At 45.3% G+C, this 17,108-nt stretch carries 13 protein-coding genes; 10 read left to right on the forward strand and 3 right to left on the reverse strand.

The window, feature by feature from the left end; all coding sequences use genetic code 11:
- The first annotated feature begins 419 nt into the window (after positions 1-419).
- Genes nrdI through nrdF form a run of 3 tightly spaced genes read left to right on the forward strand, consistent with a single transcriptional unit; the run spans position 420 to position 3,859 of the window.
- The gene (nrdI, locus tag AC58VC_RS12680; RefSeq protein WP_497369133.1) at positions 420-779 is read left to right on the forward strand and encodes a class Ib ribonucleoside-diphosphate reductase assembly flavoprotein NrdI; all 360 of its coding nucleotides are present in this window, start codon (positions 420-422) and stop codon (positions 777-779) included.
- Entirely contained in the window at positions 766-2,850 is a 2,085-nt protein-coding gene (nrdE, locus tag AC58VC_RS12685) for a class 1b ribonucleoside-diphosphate reductase subunit alpha (protein ID WP_497369134.1), read from the forward strand. Before nrdI ends, nrdE begins: the two co-directional genes overlap by 14 nt.
- 22 nt (positions 2,851-2,872) lie before the next feature.
- Positions 2,873-3,859 carry a class 1b ribonucleoside-diphosphate reductase subunit beta gene (gene nrdF / locus AC58VC_RS12690; protein ID WP_497369135.1) on the forward strand — a complete coding sequence of 329 codons (987 nt, stop codon included), beginning with the start codon at positions 2,873-2,875 and terminating at the stop codon, positions 3,857-3,859.
- A gap of 94 nt (positions 3,860-3,953) precedes the next feature.
- On the opposite strand, the gene AC58VC_RS12695 is transcribed toward nrdF, so the two are convergent.
- A complete protein-coding gene (locus AC58VC_RS12695) occupies positions 3,954-5,015 on the reverse strand; it encodes a LacI family DNA-binding transcriptional regulator (RefSeq protein ID WP_497369792.1) in 1,062 nt (353 codons plus the stop codon).
- A 231-nt stretch (positions 5,016-5,246) separates the two neighbouring features.
- Here AC58VC_RS12695 and AC58VC_RS12700 point away from each other — a divergent pair, with 231 nt between their 5' ends.
- Together AC58VC_RS12700 and AC58VC_RS12705 are read left to right on the forward strand one after the other, a co-directional pair.
- Complete coding sequence (locus AC58VC_RS12700) at positions 5,247-6,092, forward strand: helix-turn-helix transcriptional regulator (RefSeq protein ID WP_497369136.1); 846 nt, start codon at positions 5,247-5,249, stop codon at positions 6,090-6,092.
- Positions 6,093-6,179: 87 nt separating this feature from the next.
- A complete protein-coding gene (locus AC58VC_RS12705; protein WP_497369137.1) occupies positions 6,180-7,544 on the forward strand; it encodes a hypothetical protein in 1,365 nt (454 codons plus the stop codon).
- Between the two features lie 86 nt (positions 7,545-7,630).
- Here AC58VC_RS12705 and AC58VC_RS12710 read toward each other — a convergent pair whose 3' ends face one another.
- Together AC58VC_RS12710 and AC58VC_RS12715 are read right to left on the reverse strand one after the other, a co-directional pair.
- A complete protein-coding gene (locus tag AC58VC_RS12710; protein ID WP_497369793.1) occupies positions 7,631-8,686 on the reverse strand; it encodes a LacI family DNA-binding transcriptional regulator in 1,056 nt (351 codons plus the stop codon).
- A 48-nt stretch (positions 8,687-8,734) separates the two neighbouring features.
- Positions 8,735-9,673, reverse strand: a complete 939-nt coding sequence (locus AC58VC_RS12715; RefSeq protein ID WP_497369138.1) for a nucleoside hydrolase — start codon at positions 9,671-9,673, stop codon at positions 8,735-8,737.
- Positions 9,674-9,902: 229 nt separating this feature from the next.
- Between AC58VC_RS12715 and AC58VC_RS12720 the strand changes: the two genes are divergently transcribed.
- The 5 genes from AC58VC_RS12720 to AC58VC_RS12740 all read left to right on the forward strand — a co-directional run bounded on the left by AC58VC_RS12720 (position 9,903) and on the right by AC58VC_RS12740 (position 17,108).
- Entirely contained in the window at positions 9,903-10,859 is a 957-nt protein-coding gene (locus tag AC58VC_RS12720; RefSeq protein ID WP_497369139.1) for an ABC transporter permease, read from the forward strand.
- Positions 10,859-11,782: a carbohydrate ABC transporter permease gene (locus AC58VC_RS12725; RefSeq protein WP_497369140.1), complete on the forward strand. Its 924-nt coding sequence runs from the start codon at positions 10,859-10,861 to the stop codon at positions 11,780-11,782. Before AC58VC_RS12720 ends, AC58VC_RS12725 begins: the two co-directional genes overlap by 1 nt.
- Before the next feature lie 86 nt (positions 11,783-11,868).
- Positions 11,869-13,377 (forward strand): extracellular solute-binding protein, encoded by a 1,509-nt coding sequence (locus tag AC58VC_RS12730; protein WP_497369141.1) that lies wholly within the window; start codon positions 11,869-11,871, stop codon positions 13,375-13,377.
- A 29-nt stretch (positions 13,378-13,406) separates the two neighbouring features.
- On the forward strand, positions 13,407-15,869 hold the full coding sequence (locus AC58VC_RS12735) for a GH116 family glycosyl-hydrolase (protein ID WP_497369142.1): 2,463 nt from the start codon (positions 13,407-13,409) through the stop codon (positions 15,867-15,869).
- Between the two features lie 171 nt (positions 15,870-16,040).
- Positions 16,041-17,108 (forward strand): ADP-ribosylglycohydrolase family protein, encoded by a 1,068-nt coding sequence (locus AC58VC_RS12740; RefSeq protein WP_497369143.1) that lies wholly within the window; start codon positions 16,041-16,043, stop codon positions 17,106-17,108.

Here is a 17,108-nt window from a genome sequence, read left to right on the forward strand (position 1 = left end):
TTGTGAAAATTTCAAGTCTAAAATGAAAATATTTTTTCAAATCCTCTGGAGCCACGTCCTGTCTGGGTTTGGCTATTTTGGACCTGGAAATGTGTCATAATACACGTTGACAAACACAATATATTGATATAAATTTGAATCTATCAACTAGATGTCGTGGGAAAAAGCGAATTGGACATATCCTGAATTCGCAGCGGAAATACCGCGTAATACCGGGGGAAAGCCCGATTTACCGCCAATTTCAGCCCTTTTCCTACCTGCGGAAATTCAGCTATTTTGTCGAGAGGACAAAGGACAATACTAGATATGGATGGACGGTAAGATTTATATTACTAACTACATATAGGTTATCTACATAAGTTAGACACTAGACGCGAGAATGCTTGAAACCATGATTGAGATGTTAGGAGACGGAGCCCATGCTGATTGCTTACGATTCGAAAACGGGGAATGTTCGCCGATTTATTAACAAACTTCAAATGCCGGCGATCCAAATCGAGGAAGCGATGAAAGTGGACGAGCCTTTCGTGCTCGTTACCTACACAACCGGATTTGGCCAAGTTCCTGAGAAGGTAAGTTCCTTCCTGGAATCGAACGCCTCGAATATGATCGGAGTAGCAGCAAGCGGTAACCGTAACTGGGGAGACGGGTTTGCGAAAAGCGCAGACACCATCTCACAGCTGTATGATGTGCCTGTGTTAACGAAGTTCGAGTTATCCGGCACCAAAAATGATGTAATACGATTTGTTCAGGGGGTACATGCAATTGCGGCACATTGAGCTGAATAATTTATTAATGCAACGCGGAGCGGATGGCTTTTTTCAACTAGAGAAGGATAAAGAAGCCGTTGAAGTTTTTATGCAGGATGTTCATAGTAAAAGCCTCACTTTCCCCGATACGACGGCAAAAGTTCGTTATATGATTGATAACAACTATTATGAGAACGTATATGAGTACTACACGTTAGAGGAAGTAAATCAAGTTTATCAAGTGGCTCACGACAATCAATTCGAGTTCGCCTCGTATATGGCAGCTTCGAAATTTTATACAGACTATGCTTTGCGCAGTGACGATAAATCCTTGTATCTAGAGCATTTCCCGGATCGCGTTGCGATTGTAGCTCTTTACTTGGGGCGTGGTAACGTAGAAACTGCTTCTACGCTTGCTGTATCGATGATGGAGCAGCGCTTGCAGCCGGCAACGCCGACATTCCTTAACGCAGGGAAAAGCCGTCGTGGCGAGATGGTCTCCTGTTTCCTTCTGGAGATGGATGATTCTCTCAACTCTATTAACTACGTGCTGGCGACATGCATGCAGCTTTCCAAAATTGGCGGCGGTGTAGCCGTTAACTTGTCCAAACTACGCGGGCGCGGTGAGTCCATCAAAGGTGTAGAACGCGCAGCCAAAGGGATTATGCCTGTTCTTAAGCTGATGGAGGATGCGTTCTCCTATGCAGATCAAATGGGACAGCGCAAAGGCTCTGGAGCGGCTTATTACAACATTTTCGGCTGGGATCTTATGGAATTCCTGGACAGCAAGAAAATTAATGCAGATGAGAAATCACGTCTGAAAACTCTTTCCATCGGTCTTATCGTACCGAATAAGTTCTACAAGTTGGCAGAAGAGAACAAACCTCTTCATGTTTTTGCGCCTTATACGGTTTTACAAGCCTATGGCAAGCATTTGGATGATCTTGATATTGATGATATGTATGATGAGCTTCTGGCGAACCCGAAAGTTAAGAAAAAAGTAGTGATGAGCGCGCGTGACATGCTGATCAAAATTGCGACAACCCAACTGGAATCCGGTTATCCATATATGATGAATCGTACGAATGCCAACAAGGATCATGCCCTGAAAGGGATCGGAACGATCAAAATGTCTAATCTCTGCACTGAGATCTTCCAATTGCAAGAAACATCGGAAATCAATGATTACGGTCAAGATGATGTGATTCTGCGAGATATCAGCTGTAACTTGGCTTCCATGAACATTGCAAATGTGATGGGTCACAAGAAACTCCGTGAAACCGTTCATGAAGGCATGACGGCTCTGACAGCAGTTAGTGATATGACGACGATCAGCAATGCACCAGGTGTGGCAAAAGCAAATCGTGAACTGCATTCGGTTGGACTGGGAGTCATGAATCTGCACGGATATTTATCCAAGAACAAAATTAGCTATGAGAGTGATGAAGCGAAGGATTTCGTCCGCACATTCTTTATGGCGATGAACTATTATTCGATCGAGAAAAGCATGGAGATTGCCAAAGCGAAAGAGCAGGTTTTTGCAGGCTTTGAGCTGTCAGAATACGCGAATGGCGCTTATTTTAACCGTTACACAGAGACAGATTATCGTCCGGTTACGGATAAAGTGAAAGAACTGTTTGCAGGTATGGAGATCCCATCACGGGACGATTGGAGCAAGCTGCAGGAAGAAGTCCAGAAGCACGGTTTGTATCATGCTTACCGTCTAGCTGTTGCTCCAACACAAAGTATTTCGTATATCCAAAACTCGACTTCGAGCGTTATGCCGATTGTTGAGCCCATCGAGACTCGTACATATGCGAACTCAACGACTTACTATCCGATGCCATTCATGGCACGCGACAATTATTTTTACTATAAATCCGCGTATCAAATGGATCAATTCAAAATTCTCGATCTGATTGCCGAAATTCAAACGCATGTGGATCAAGGCATTTCGACTATTTTGCACGTGAATAGTGATGTGTCTACGAGACAACTTGCTAGATTGTATCTATATGCGGCACACAAAGGACTTAAATCGCTCTACTACACGCGAACAAACCAGCTATCCGTCGAGGAATGTGTAAGCTGTTCGGTGTAATTGGGAAGGGGATTGAACATAGATGAGTATTGCAACTACCATTAATCAGCCAATCGTCAAAAAAGCGGTGAACTGGAACCGGCCAGATGATGATTTCACGATTACATTCTGGAACCAGAACATTATGCAGTTCTGGACGGACGAGGAAATTCCGCTGTCTGATGATAAAATGTCATGGATCACGCTGAGCGGGGCTGAGCGTGAGCTCTACATGAAGGTGCTTGGCGGCCTTACGCTGCTTGATACGATGCAAGGCGGCGTTGGCATGCCGAAGATTCTTGAGCATGTTGACGGGCTGCAGCGCAAAGCTGTGCTTAGCTTCATGGGCATGATGGAGCAAATTCATGCGAAGTCGTACAGCTCTATTTTTACGACACTGTCTACGACAGAAGAGATCAATGAGTTATTCGCATGGGTAGAGCGCAATCCTCATCTGCAGTTCAAAGCGAATAAGATTTCCCATTATTACGAAAATATTACGACGACGAAAGAGCTGTACTTAGCGATGGCAGCGTCGGTTCTGCTGGAGAGTTACTTGTTCTACAGCGGCTTCTATTACCCGCTTTATTTGGCCGGACAGGGTAAAATGACAAGCAGCGGGGAAATCATTGATTTGATTTTACGTGACGAGAGTATTCATGGTCTGTACATTGGTGTATTGGCTCAGGAAGTTTATGCAGAGCTTAGCCCTGCTGAACAAGATGAGGCTTACGAGACATTGTCTGCGCTGCTGAAAGAGCTTCATGCCAATGAGGAAGGCTACACAGAAAGCCTGTATGGGCCACTGGGGCTGGCGGAAGATGTGAAAGCATTCCTGCGTTACAACGCGAACAAAGCGTTCATGAACTTAGGGGTAGAGCCGTTGTTCCCCGAAGAGGAAATCAATCCGATTGTTCTGAACGGACTCAGCACGAAGACGAAGCAGCATGACTTTTTCTCTAAAAAAGGGAATGGGTATGTGCGTACGATTCACGTTGAAGCTTTGACAGACGATGATTTTGTATTTTAATATGTTGATAAAAGGTGCCCTTAGGCGCCTTTTTTTATTGGTTTGGGGTAGGGGGCGCCGCCTGAGCAGTGGCTCTAATGCAGCAAGATGATGATCATTCTTGCTGCATTTCGAGAATCGGAGATGGCTCTGGCATATATCGGGCGGTACTGTCGCGGATGACTAATTCCGGTTTTTTGGGCATCTCAAAAGACGGCGACTTACCTTCAATGCGCTGCAGAAGAAGATCTACAAGCTTGGAGCTAGTCCAAGAGATATCATAGCTGACGTTCGTTAAATTGGGACGCAGCGTGCGAAAAAACTCGGAAGGCCCGAAGCCAATGATGGATACATCCTGTGGTACCCTGTAGCCATAATCAGCGAAGTAGTTCAAGGCTGCAACCGTGGTGATTTCGTTCGAAATCAGAAGAGCTGAAGGTTTCTGTGTCTGAAACAACTGATAGATAGCGTTATAGCTTTGATCCATTTGCCCAATAATAGGGACGATCATTTCTTCCTTGAACGGTACTCCGTATTGTGCCAAGGCTTTCTTAAAGCCATTAATTCTTTCGACATTGAAAGACAACATGCTGCCTTTGACACTGCCCACCAACATACGAATGTCCGTATGGTTCAAATCGAGCAGATATTTAGCTGCAAGGTACCCGCCTTCGAAGTCGTCCGAGGATACGTAGTAACGGTCCTGGGGGTTGTCAGAGTATTTCATGTTGAAGACGTAGGGGACTTCAGCCTCTTCAAGCAAGGAAGTTAACGTGTCATTTTGAGAGGGGCTGAAAATAATAAAGCCATCCGCCAGTTGATTTTTGATCACCTCAAAATAGGAATAAGCATCCCCTTCAGCAGAAGTGATGATTAAAATATTATATCCTTCTTTGTGGGCCTTCTCGGTCAAGCCTTTAAACTGTGCCTGAAATCCGGCATTAGACATAATCTCGCTAATATGAGCCTGGCTAATCACAAGTCCAAGAATATAGCTTTTACCGGACTTGAAGATCCGGGCAGTCTTGTTCGGGATATAGCCGAGACTTTCAATGACCTCTAGTACCTTTTGCCTTGTACGGGGTTTCACGAGATCGGAATCATTTAATACTCTAGAGACCGTGGAAGCAGTGACATTCGCTTTAAGGGCGACGTCACGGATAGTAGGCTTTTTGATTGGGACTCTCCCCTTTGGAAAACTTGAATGATAATAATGATAACGATGCCATTATAGCACTTTATACAAAATATTTACAGTAAATTATTCATGAACAATTGTTTAAAATCAGGTTGACATCGTTTAAATGCAGGGCTAATATGAATGTGTAAGTGCTTTCACATCTTTGTAAAACAAAATGGCAACGGTACCATTTCTTGTGTGAATTTCATTAAAGAGAGGGGTATGACCTTGCACAGTTCGTTGCAAATTTTCGGGAAGCAGACGCGTACATATCATTTTTCAGATAATGGAACTACCTTCTACAATTTGAATTACGTATCACATATGCCAGTAACGACTCAGAGGAATGGGGGGAGTCTTACTTTTGATGATCGGAATAAACATAAAAGTTATGAATACGCAACACTTTTTGAGTTGGAAGAAAGACTCTGCAGTACGATTATGCGAAGTACAATCAAAAAGTTGCAAAGTACGCTAGACTACATTGAACTGTGTATGGATGCCATTCAGCCAGATGATACGAACACGGCCAGGCGTGTGTATCTGCACTTGACGCATGCCATTATTCGAACGGTATATAAAGCAGGTTTTACCCTCCGAGACATGATGGATTGTGATATTGATCCTTGTGCTAACATGGAGAAGTTTGCAACAAAGCAAGAAATTCACCGGTATATGGAAGGGATTTGCCTGCATATTTGTAAACATATGCTTGCTTTACGTGTTGACAAAAATCAACGTATTGTATGGGAGATTAGGTCCTACATAGATGAACACTTTAACCAGGATTTTGGATTAGAGCATGTGTCTGAGCTGGTGAAATGCTCTTCTACGTATATTAACCGCTTACTGAAGCAGTACACGGGAAGCACTTTTTATAACTTACTGACCGCAAGACGCATCGTAAGCTCTAAGCAAATGCTTTCCTTGAATGATTGGACGGTTTGTCAAATTAGTAATGAAGTTGGCTACAACAATGTGCATAGCTTTATCCGTGCCTTTAAACGGAGCGAGGGCATTACACCCGGGCAATATCGCGATTTGCTTGTCTATAACGCCATGGAACTTGACTAACAGAATACGCAATGTTTGTAGAGTAAAGGAATCCTCTGTATGTAAAAATGGCAACGGTACCATTTTAATTTCGATAAGGGGGCAACTATGGAAAGAGTCAAAAATAACAATTTGGGTTTAACTCCTTTAGCCGGTATTTGCAGCTATGAAAGGGCCTGCTCTGTCGGTTATGATATTGACCGTTCTGTGAGTTTATTGAAACGGTATGTGTACGTGGAAACTCAACTGACGAACATTTATGCCGCACATATTGCCCATGTGCCCGAATGGGAAGTGAAGTGTGCCTCAGGATTGCATATGTGGCTGGATGCCGAACACAGTGCCATGCTCCGTAAGCGGATTACGGAGATGCGCGAACCTCCGCATTATTTGGACAAAACGCCAGATGCTGTGATTGAACTGTTTTTCCAGGAGCTGATTCGATCGCAGACGACCCTAGAGTTGATGATTGGTATTTATGGCGTAGCCAAGAAGGAACTTATCCGATCTCTGAACAAGCATTTGGCAGAAACCAATCCGTTAGTGGATCATCCTACGTGTCGAATACTCAAATTCATGCTAATGGAAGAAGAAGAGATGCAGGTTTGGGGAGAAAAGGCGATACAGGCATTGATGATAACAGAGGAGGACCGGATAGCCGCACAACAATGGCAGGAGCATTTGCAATGCTGTCTGCAAGCGGCAGGAGGCTTCTCAGGAGATTTGGAAAAGTCAGCGAACTGGTCGCCTATTACTCCACGTAACGTGGATGGCAAGCCTTATGAAATGAAAGATGAACCTCGCCGGGATGCCCGATTTGTTGATAAGTATAACTTTGCTGGGAAAATAGATGATTACTATCTTGAAGAGACGCGTCCATCAGACGAGAGAACGTATGCCTTGATTTATAAACGGTTGAAGGAAATGACGGTGCCGGAATGGATGGGGCCAATCATTTACAAGACACAGGGAAAACCATGGGACTATTATGTGGACATGAGCAGGCAGCTGTGGGATGAAGCCCGTCATTCTATGCTTGGTGAGGTTGGCTTGTATCAAGACGGCGTTGAGTTTTATAAATACCCGATCGACTTTAGAACAAGCTTAACGTTGAACACGAAGTTCGAGCCGTTGGAAGCGCACATGATTCTGTGGTATTTCGAACAAAGGCAAATGCCCAAAAAGACTGGGAAACGGCTAGAGTGGGTCATTGCCAAATCGTCCGACAATGAGCTTGCTCAAACATTTCAGGATTATGATTGGGCCGACGAGGTGCTTCACACACAAATCGGCAGAAAATGGCTTGTGCCGGAAATCGGAGGCTTGGAAGAACTGAAGAAGAAAGCGGAGGAGTTATTGCCCAGAATCGTGGAAGAAAGGGCCAAGTTGGACGAACGATCGGATCAAAAGCAATGGTGGCCGGAGTTTTTAGCCGAGATACGAGCAGGTCGTGAACGGATTCGCGACAGGTAGCTGAACATGCAAGGAACGCCAGATGAAAAACTCCGTATGGAGCGACTGGTTTAGGAGACCAGCGCTTACCCATACGGAGTTTTCAATCAGTTTTTCTTAGCGACCGAGACGGTTGGTTGAACATATCGTGCCGTACTACCCCGAATGATTAGCTCGGGTTTTTTTGGCCTTTCAAGGGTTACCGGCAGGCCTTCGATCCGCTGTAGTAGAAGGTCGACCAGCTTGTCGCTGGACCATGTGATGTCATAGCTGACATTGGTTAAATTCGGGCGACGATGCCGGAAAAATTCCGAGGGACCGAAGCCGATCACAGACACATCCTGCGGGACGCTGTAACCATAATCGTAAAAATAGTTTAAGGCAGCCACCGTCGTTGTTTCGTTGGATATCATCAGGGCTGTGGGTTTTTGCTTTTGGAACAATTCGTGAATAAGATTATAACTCTCTTCCATTTGACCAGGAATGGTGACGATCATTTCCTGTTTGAACGCTATGCCGTATTCGTCGAGTGCCTTTTTGAAACCATGAACTCGATCTTCATTAAAAGGCATGATCGTCCCTTTTACAATTCCAAGGATAAAACGAATATCTGTATGGTTCAAATCTAGTAAGTATTTGGCCGCCATATACCCACCCTCAACATCATCCGAGGATATGTAGTAACTGTCCTCGGGGTTGTTGGAATATTTCATGTTGAACACATAGGGAATGCCAGCTTCCTCAAGGAGGGAGGTCAAGGATTCATTGATAGATGGGCTTAATATGATAAAACCATCGGCTACCTGGTTTTTGATCACTTCAAAGTAGGAATGGGATTCAGCATCGGTTGAAGTGATAATTAGCATATTATATCCTTCGTTGTGCGCTTTCACTGTCAGTGCTTTAAACCTCGCCTGGAATCCGGCATTTAAGACGAGTTCGCTAATATGCTGCGTACTAATCACTAGTCCGAGGATATGGCTTTTGCCAGATTTGAACACGCGAGCCGTTTTGTTTGGAATGTAGCAGAGGCTCTTGGCCGCTTCCAGCACCCGTTGCCTTGTGCAAGGCTTAACGAGGCTAGAAGCGTTCATAACTCTGGATACGGTGGAGGGGGTTACGTTTGCTTTTTCAGCAACGTCAAGAATGGTTGGCTTTTTGATTGTGCTTCCCTCCTAAACCTAGTAACGATATCAGACATCGAAAACAATTTATTTGGGCAGCTCTCGAAGTTTAGCAAACAAGTCCATATATACTAGACTGCGATCAATATCTATCGCTTCCTTATAAAAATGACGTGAGTCATCAAAGGAATAAGTAAAGCCGGGATTCAGGATCGGAGTCCGCCGTACCATGGAAGGTACCCATTGCTCGTTAAGGACCCAGGCGATAGCCGCAACGTCCCAAAGCACCTTAGACCATCCCATTCTATCCTGACCGAACCGGGTAAACCGACCGTGGAACATATCGCTGAAGTAGGTGCCGAGCTTATTTTTCCCACGCAAACAGGCATCAATCTCATAAGTCGTAGTCAGCAAATGGGACGCTACGCCGTGACACGGGAGCACAACTAAAGGTACGCCGCTGTCAAAAATAAGCGAGGACGCGTGATAGTCTTGCGACACGTTAAAGATTTTCTGAGTAGGCCACCAATAGGCATTAGGACCAAGCCACACGACGACCATATTGTGGATGATTTCAGGACATTTTGCGATAGCCGACGCTACATTTGTTATAGCGCCGATGGCAACCACGTACAGCGGTTCGGAGGATGAAAGAGCCAGATCAATCATTTTATCCGCTGCTTCGCTCGCCACAGGCTCAGCTTGACTGGTCATGTATTGCGCTGAGCCCTTATAGACCGGAGGCGCATTCTTCACTTCCATCAACTGCATAATATTAAGGATTTCTTTATAGCTCTTCTCCATGCCATCCGCCGGGCTGACCGAGTTCCAATTGAAGAACGGTGCAGCAGTTACAGCTAGCAGATCGATCTTTTCTGGGGAAAGCAGCGCGTAGGCTAAAGCGAATTGATCGTCAACTTCGTTGAATGTATCGGTATCCAACACCATTCGAACTCGGCCTTCAGGAAATGTAAGCCTTTGCAGCATCGTGCTGTCATCCAGCTTGGGCCATGTGGAATTAGTCATTTGTGCCACCCTTCCAATCGTTAACATGATTTTGAAATGATAAGTTGTATTATAGTGGAAATAGATGAATGTCTGGAATATTCAATTATCTAACAGAGCCGATTTTTATAAATGTACATTTGTTTCATAATTGCACAATCTGAGAAGCTAACTGTGTATTTACTACATGATAAGGAGGGGGCTATGATAAAGGTATCAAATTACTGTACATAGATTGCGAGGTGTTCGTATGAGTGGCAAATCAGGTTCGCAGCCTGTAAGGCTCGTGAGATCCGCACATCGACCGTTGGCTCTGGCCAGGTTTCTGAAAAATCTCGTCCGTTATAAGTACTTCTATATGATGTTAATCCCCGGACTTCTGTACATAGCCATCTTTCATTATGCGCCGATGTTTGGGCTGGTCATTGCCTTTCAGGATTATCAAATTTTTAATGGGGTATGGGGCAGTAAATTTGTAGGCTTCGACAATTTCATGTACTTATTTCAAGCTCCTCAGTTTATTACAGCTATGAAAAATACGTTTATTATTAGTGCGTATAAAGTTATCTTAGGTTTTCCCGTTCCGATTCTGCTAGCACTACTGATTAATGAAGTTCGCGTTTTGATCTTTAAGCGCAGTATCCAGACAATTCTCTACCTTCCTCACTTTTTATCATGGATTGTCATGTCAGGCTTGATGTTTAACTTCCTATCCGATCAAGGACCGATCAATAAACTAATTAAGATGACAGGTGAAAAGGCGATATACTTTTTCAGCGATGAGGTTTACTTCCGAAGCATTTTGGTCATATCTGATATTTGGAAAGAGATGGGCTGGAACGCCATTATTTACCTGGCAGCGCTGACCGCTGTATCCCAGGAGCTGTATGAGGCGGCCAAGATGGATGGAGCTACACGGTTTCAGTGTATGATAAAAATTTCGCTCCCTAGTATTATGCCTATCATTATGATCATGCTGCTGCTGAGAATGGGAAGTGTCCTTAATGTGGGGTTCGAGCAAGTATTTAACTTGTATAACCCGATGCTTTACGGTGTCGGTGATATCATTGACACGTATGTATACCGAATTGGTGTTCTGGAAAATAAATTTCATATTTCTGCAGCTGCGGGTATGTTCAAATCCGTTATTGCCTGCATCATGGTCGTTACCACCTATTATTTCCTGGAAAAAGTGGAGGATAAGTGATGAAACCGACACATACGCACAACGCCGGGCCACGTCGCCGTGTTTTTGGACGCAATGCTGATAGCGCTTTCAATGTGATGAACCTGCTGATTCTTTCAATGATAACTTTGGCGACACTGCTTCCGGTAATTACCGTTCTTCTAAGCTCAGTAACACCGATGAGTGATGTTATTAATCAACCCAACACGTTTATCGTTATACCGACCAGTCTCACGTTTGAGTACTATGCCTGGTTATTTCGAGGCAGTTCCAAGATTATCGATGCGTATACGATTACTATTCTAAGAACGCTGGTGGGTACAACGGTCAGTCTTGTAATCACTATCTTGACAGCATATCCGCTTTCAAAGAAGTTTCTGCCGGGGCGCGGTGGCATTATGGGGATCTTCTTTTTCACGATGTTGTTCTCCGGTGGAATGATTCCAACCTTTCTGGTCGTTAACAGCCTGTATTTGACAAATACGTTTTGGGCGATGATTATTCCGAGTGCGTTAAGCGTATACAATTTGATCATCATGCGAACATTTTTCCAAACGATTCCGGTTGAATTGGAGGAGTCGGCGATTATCGACGGCGCGTCCGAGATGACAACTCTGTTGAAGGTTATTTTACCGGTAACACTGCCCTCCCTGGCTACTATAAGCTTGTTTTATGCAGTGGCTCATTGGAACTCATTTTTCGATGCTGTCTTGTATATTACCGACCGGCATTTATGGCCGCTGCAGCTGCTATTGCGCGAGATCTTAGTTGCGAATGATATCGGCGGTCTTGCACTCGGTGGCTCGCTGTCTGACAACAGACCGCCTGCATCAGTGCTTATCAACTCCACTATCGTAGTGGCGGTGCTGCCGATCATGTGTGTCTATCCGTTCTTGCAGCGCTATTTTGTACAGGGCATGATGGTCGGCTCCATTAAGGGATAAGCAATTGGTAACAGTTTCCCAAACAGCGGCAAGCCCCGCCAATCGGCAGGTTTGTAATACAACAAATCAATGGGAGGTTATGGAAAATGAACGGAAAGCAGAAAGTCAGCTTAGGTCTATCCGCCGCATTACTTCTATCACTGGTTACCGCTTGTACCAAAAATGATGTATCACCACCGGCAGAGGTTTCAAACTCTGATGCAGGCCCTATCAAGTTATTGTATACAAAGGGAGGTTTTGAAAAGGCACCAGATAACAATCCCATCAAAGATACGATTGAAAAAGCCACTGGCGTGAAATTTGAACAAATTTCCCCGCCTTCAGCTAACTTTGCAGATCAGGTACCCGTTATTATGGCTTCAAAAGACAAACCGGACGTTGCTATGATGCCAACGAGTCAAGCGGTCTTTGACTATGCGAAGCAGGGTGCGCTGCTGGATTTGAAGCCATATATGAGCTTGATGCCGGATATTCAGAAGAATATTCCGAAGGAAGCGTTGGATTACTTTACGGTAGACGGCAAATTGTGGGCAATTCCGCTTTGGCTTCATCCGCAGCGCTACAACTTCGTTATTCGGGGCGATTGGTTAAAAAAGGTTCATATGCCTGTACCCAAAACACTTGATGAGCTGCACAATGTGCTGGTTGCTTTTGTGGAGAAAGATCCTGACGGCAACGGCGCGAAGGATACTTATGGTATCAGCGGCTTGGGGCTTGATTCACTCGACGGCATATTCGGAGCGTTTGGCGTTATTGCTGGCGATGCACCGTGGGTGAGCACAGCGAAAGCAAGCGTCTATTTCGTTGAAAAGGACGGTAAGCTAATTCCCCAAACGACGCGTCCTGAAGCCAAGGAAGCTTTGCAGGTTCTAGCTAATTGGTATAAAGAAGGACTTATTGATCCAGAGATGTTTACGCATAGTTCCGCTGTGAGAGACGAGAAATTTGTTAAAAATCGTTATGGCGTATCAGCCAACTGGTGGACTTGGGAATCGAATATGGAAAACACCATGAAGAAAACCGATCCGAATGTTGAACTGCTTCGCATTGCTCCACCTACAGGACCTCGTGGTGAGTCTGGTTTACGAGGTGCAGGGATGGTTGCCCGTGGCGTGGTCGTATTAAAGGATACGAAGCATCCTTCCGCTGCAGCCAAGTTTATGAACTATTTTAATACCGAAGAAGGCGGTTTTACGACGTATACCGGTCTTGAAGGCGTGCAGTGGGAGAAGAAGGACGGCAAAATCTACACGACAGAGCAGTGGAATAAAGACAGTAAGTGGATTCAATGGTATTCCTTATTCGAAAACGAGGATCCCTTGTTAAAGGTGGAAACTTACGCGGTTCAATCCCGTCGCGATGCTTTCAACTGGAAAGTTATTACTAATGCGGCCGATATGATGAATTCACAGGCAGAACTGAAATACCAAGCCGACTTGCGCGGATTGACAGCGGACTACTACGCTCGGTTCATTACCGGAAAAACACCTTTGTCCGAGTTCGACAAATACGTGGATGAATTCAACAAAAGAGGCGGTAAAGAGTGGTCAGATGAAGTTAACAAAATTTATCAAGAGAAAAAAGCGAAAAAATAGCATGGCTAATCATCAAAGGAGCAGAAAACATGGTGTTATCCCAGAAGAAAGTATCACATGTCCGGTCAGCCAGATCATTCACCGGTGAAGCGACGGAGGCAGCATTCCTTTTAGGGGGAATTGGTACTGGCAACGTATCCCTTGGCAGCCGGGGAGAGTTCAGAGATTGGGAGCTCTTCAATCACCCCGATAAAGGACTTCATTTTCCTAATTCTTATTTTGCAATATGGGCTAAGGAAGAGGGAGAGCCTTCCATTGCAAAGGTACTGCAATCGCAATTCAAACCACCGCACAGCAAGCCGCACGGATACTCCCCGTATGCAGGAGGAGGGCTTCCGAGAATGGAAGCATCCCGCCTGTCAGGTGAGTATCCGATCTGCCGAATCGCGTTCGAGGATTCTGAATTGCCGGTGGAAGTGGAATTGGAGGCCTATACACCATTCATTCCCTTGAATGCCGATGATTCTGGTATCCCTGGGACAATAATGACCTATTGGGTTACAAATGTAACGGATCGTCCTGTAGATGTGACAGTCGCGGGTTCGCTAATTAACCCTGTAGGCGGGATTAGCTTTAATGCTTTCGGCAGCATGGATCTGCCATACACAGGTCGGAATGTAAATGAATTTGCGCAAAAAGATGGAATTAGCGGCCTTTTTTTTCATTCGCATAAGCATGCTAGCTCAAGCACGGATTTGCTTTTTGGAAATATGTCATTGGTAACAGCGAACCCAAATATTACGAGTAAGCGGGTATGGTTGCGAGGCGCCCATTTTGATTATCTTCAGGAGTTTTGGGACGATTTCGCAGAAGACGGCCGACTGAACGATCTTGGTTATGACCTACCTTCCGATGAGCGCAAAACGGATACTGGTTCTTTGGGTATCTATGAAACGTTGGCTCCGGGTGAGACGAAGCAGTTCCAGTTTATTATGAGCTGGTATTTCCCGAATCGTATGAATGGCTGGAGCGAGCAGTTCCGTGTCAGAGCAGAAGGTAGAGAAATCACTCAAAACTATTACGCCAACCGCTTTGACAGCTCATGGTCGGCAGCAGCTTACATCGTCCAGCATTTTGAGCGATTAGAAAGGGAAACGTATCTGTTCCGAGACGTTTTATTCAACAGTACATTGCCTGATTACGTGCTTGACGCGATGTCCGCCAACATGACCGTCCTTCGGAGTACAACCTGCTTCTGGCTAAAAAACGGCAATTTCTTTGGTTTTGAAGGCAGCTTGGATCACTTGGGCAGCTGTGAAGGAACTTGTACGCACGTATGGAACTACGCGCAGACAGCGGCTTTTTTGTTTCCATCGTTAGAACGCAATATGAGACGAACTGAGTTTTTGCAGGAAGTGCACGAGGATGGCAAAATGAATTACCGTGCTACGAAAGTGTTCGAGTCGGAATTCGTTTGGCCAGGCAACATCGTAGCGCCGGGTGCTGCGGATGGCCAGATGGGCGCTATTATGCGGGTGTTCAGAGAATGGAAGCTTAGCGGGGACGATGAATTCGTTAAGGAGCTGTGGCCTTCCGTTCAGAAAGCCTTACAATACGGCATGAAACACTGGGATACAGATGGTGATTATGTATTTGACGGGCAGCAGCATAATACGTACGATATTGATTTCCATGGCCCGAACCCGTTGACTGGAACGTTATTCCTAGGCGCTTTGCGGGCAGCAGAGGAACTAGCGGCATATCTCGGAGAAGCCGACAAAGCGAGGACATATCGGGACATCTATGAAAAAAGCGTAATCCGGCTTGACCAATTAATGTGGAACGGTGAGTACTATGTACAAAAGGTTGAGGATGTAGATCAGCACGAGCACCAGCTTGGTTTAGGGTGCCTCTCCGATCAGATACTGGGCCAGCAATTTGCCCATTTGTACGGCCTTGGATATCTACTACCGCCAGACAAAGTGAAGAGCGCACTGAGTGCAGTGTATAGGCATAATTTTAGAGATAACTTTAACAAGCATGCCAACTGCCAACGTGTTTATGCGCTTAACGATGAACAAGGGTTGCTGCTTTGCTCTTGGCCGCAGGGCGGCCGTCCGAGGCTGCCATTTGTATATTCAGATGAAGTGTGGACCGGAATTGAATACCAGGTAGCTACACATCTGATTTACGAAGGCTTTCTGGAAGAAGGCTTGAAGCTTGTCAAAACGGTTCGTGATCGGCACGACGGGATACGGCGCAATCCGTGGAACGAAGTGGAATGCGGTCATCATTATGCCCGTTCCATGGCCAGTTGGGGTCTGCTCATTGCATTAAGCGGGTTCAAATACGACATGGTTCAGGCCAGAATGGCGTTTACACCTGTGATCCATCAAGACCGGTTCACCTCATTTTGGAGCACCGGCAAGGCATGGGGGACGTATGCTCAACGGATGAATCAGGCCGGGGAATACGAAGTGGAAATCAAAGTGCTCTACGGTGATATGACAGGAGTTAACGTGTTCGCTTGCGGCAAGGAATATGTCCTTTAAATCCTCTGTGCTTTTAAAAATGGCAACGATACCATTTGGTGATTTCATGTCATGGGTATCTTGAAAGGGGTGATGTTTCTAGCTATCTGTTTTGTATCGTGCAAGAAAAACTTCATTAGGACCTAGTTAATAACAAATAATCCATAGAACAAATTGAGGAGAGAACAATCTATGAGCGAAAAAGTGAGCTTAAAGGACAAATTTTACGGATGTATTGCTGGTGTTCATATTGGTTCTGCGATGGGAGCACCTGTAGAGGGCTGGGATTTTGAACGTACAGAAGAAACGTATGGCATCTTGGATAAATTGGTATCTTACGAGCATTTCAATAATGGCTGGGTGCGCGAGGCTGGTACGACCGAGGACGGTGTCGAGAGACAGAAGTTGATGATTTCCGCCATTATTGAGAAGCAGGATCGAGTGACGGCAGAGGAAGTCCGCAGACAGTGGATCGCCAAAATTAAGCCGGAGTCAGCGGGCATGATCTCGGAGCCATTCGAAGCCGTATTGTTAGCGATGGCAAAAAGCGGTATTCCCGCCAGAGACATAGGTAAATATTGTGATTATGCCGGACTGAACAGCTTCTCCCGTTCTTGCCATCCGATTGGACTTATTAACGCTGGTGATGTGGAAAATGCGATTAACGATGTGAATGAAGTCGGACAACTGTATCAGACATCCAATGGACGCGGGTTAAAATGGGCAGCCGTAACGGCAACGGCAATTGCAACGGCTACGAAAGCGAATGCAACGGTTGACAGTGTAATTGGAGCGATCTACAACTACTGCGATCCGGATGTGGTCGTAAAGGAAATTGACCGTGAACTTAAACGCACGCAAGGCATTACGGATATTCGCGAGCTGCGCAAAGTCTTGTATGAGTCGTACAGTATTAGAGGCATTCCTTACGAGGTAAGCTATGCGAATGAAGTTGTAACCAAGGCGATATGCATATTTAGAATGGTCAATGCCAATGTCAAAGATGCTTTGATCACTGCGATTAATATGGGCCGGGATACGGACTGTGTTACAGCGGTTGCTGCAGGAATTTCTGGCGCGCTTAGCGGAACGAAATCCATTCCTGAGGAATGGATCAAGCAAGTTGATTACGCAACTTCGCTGCATGTTGTAAGTAATTCGCACAGAACGATGAAAGAACACTCGGAGGGTTTGTATCAGGCTTATCATTCAAGACTGCTGAAACTGAAAGCGTATTCGGAACAAATGTCTGCGGTTTAA

The organism is Paenibacillus sp. J22R67, assembly GCF_059692175.1.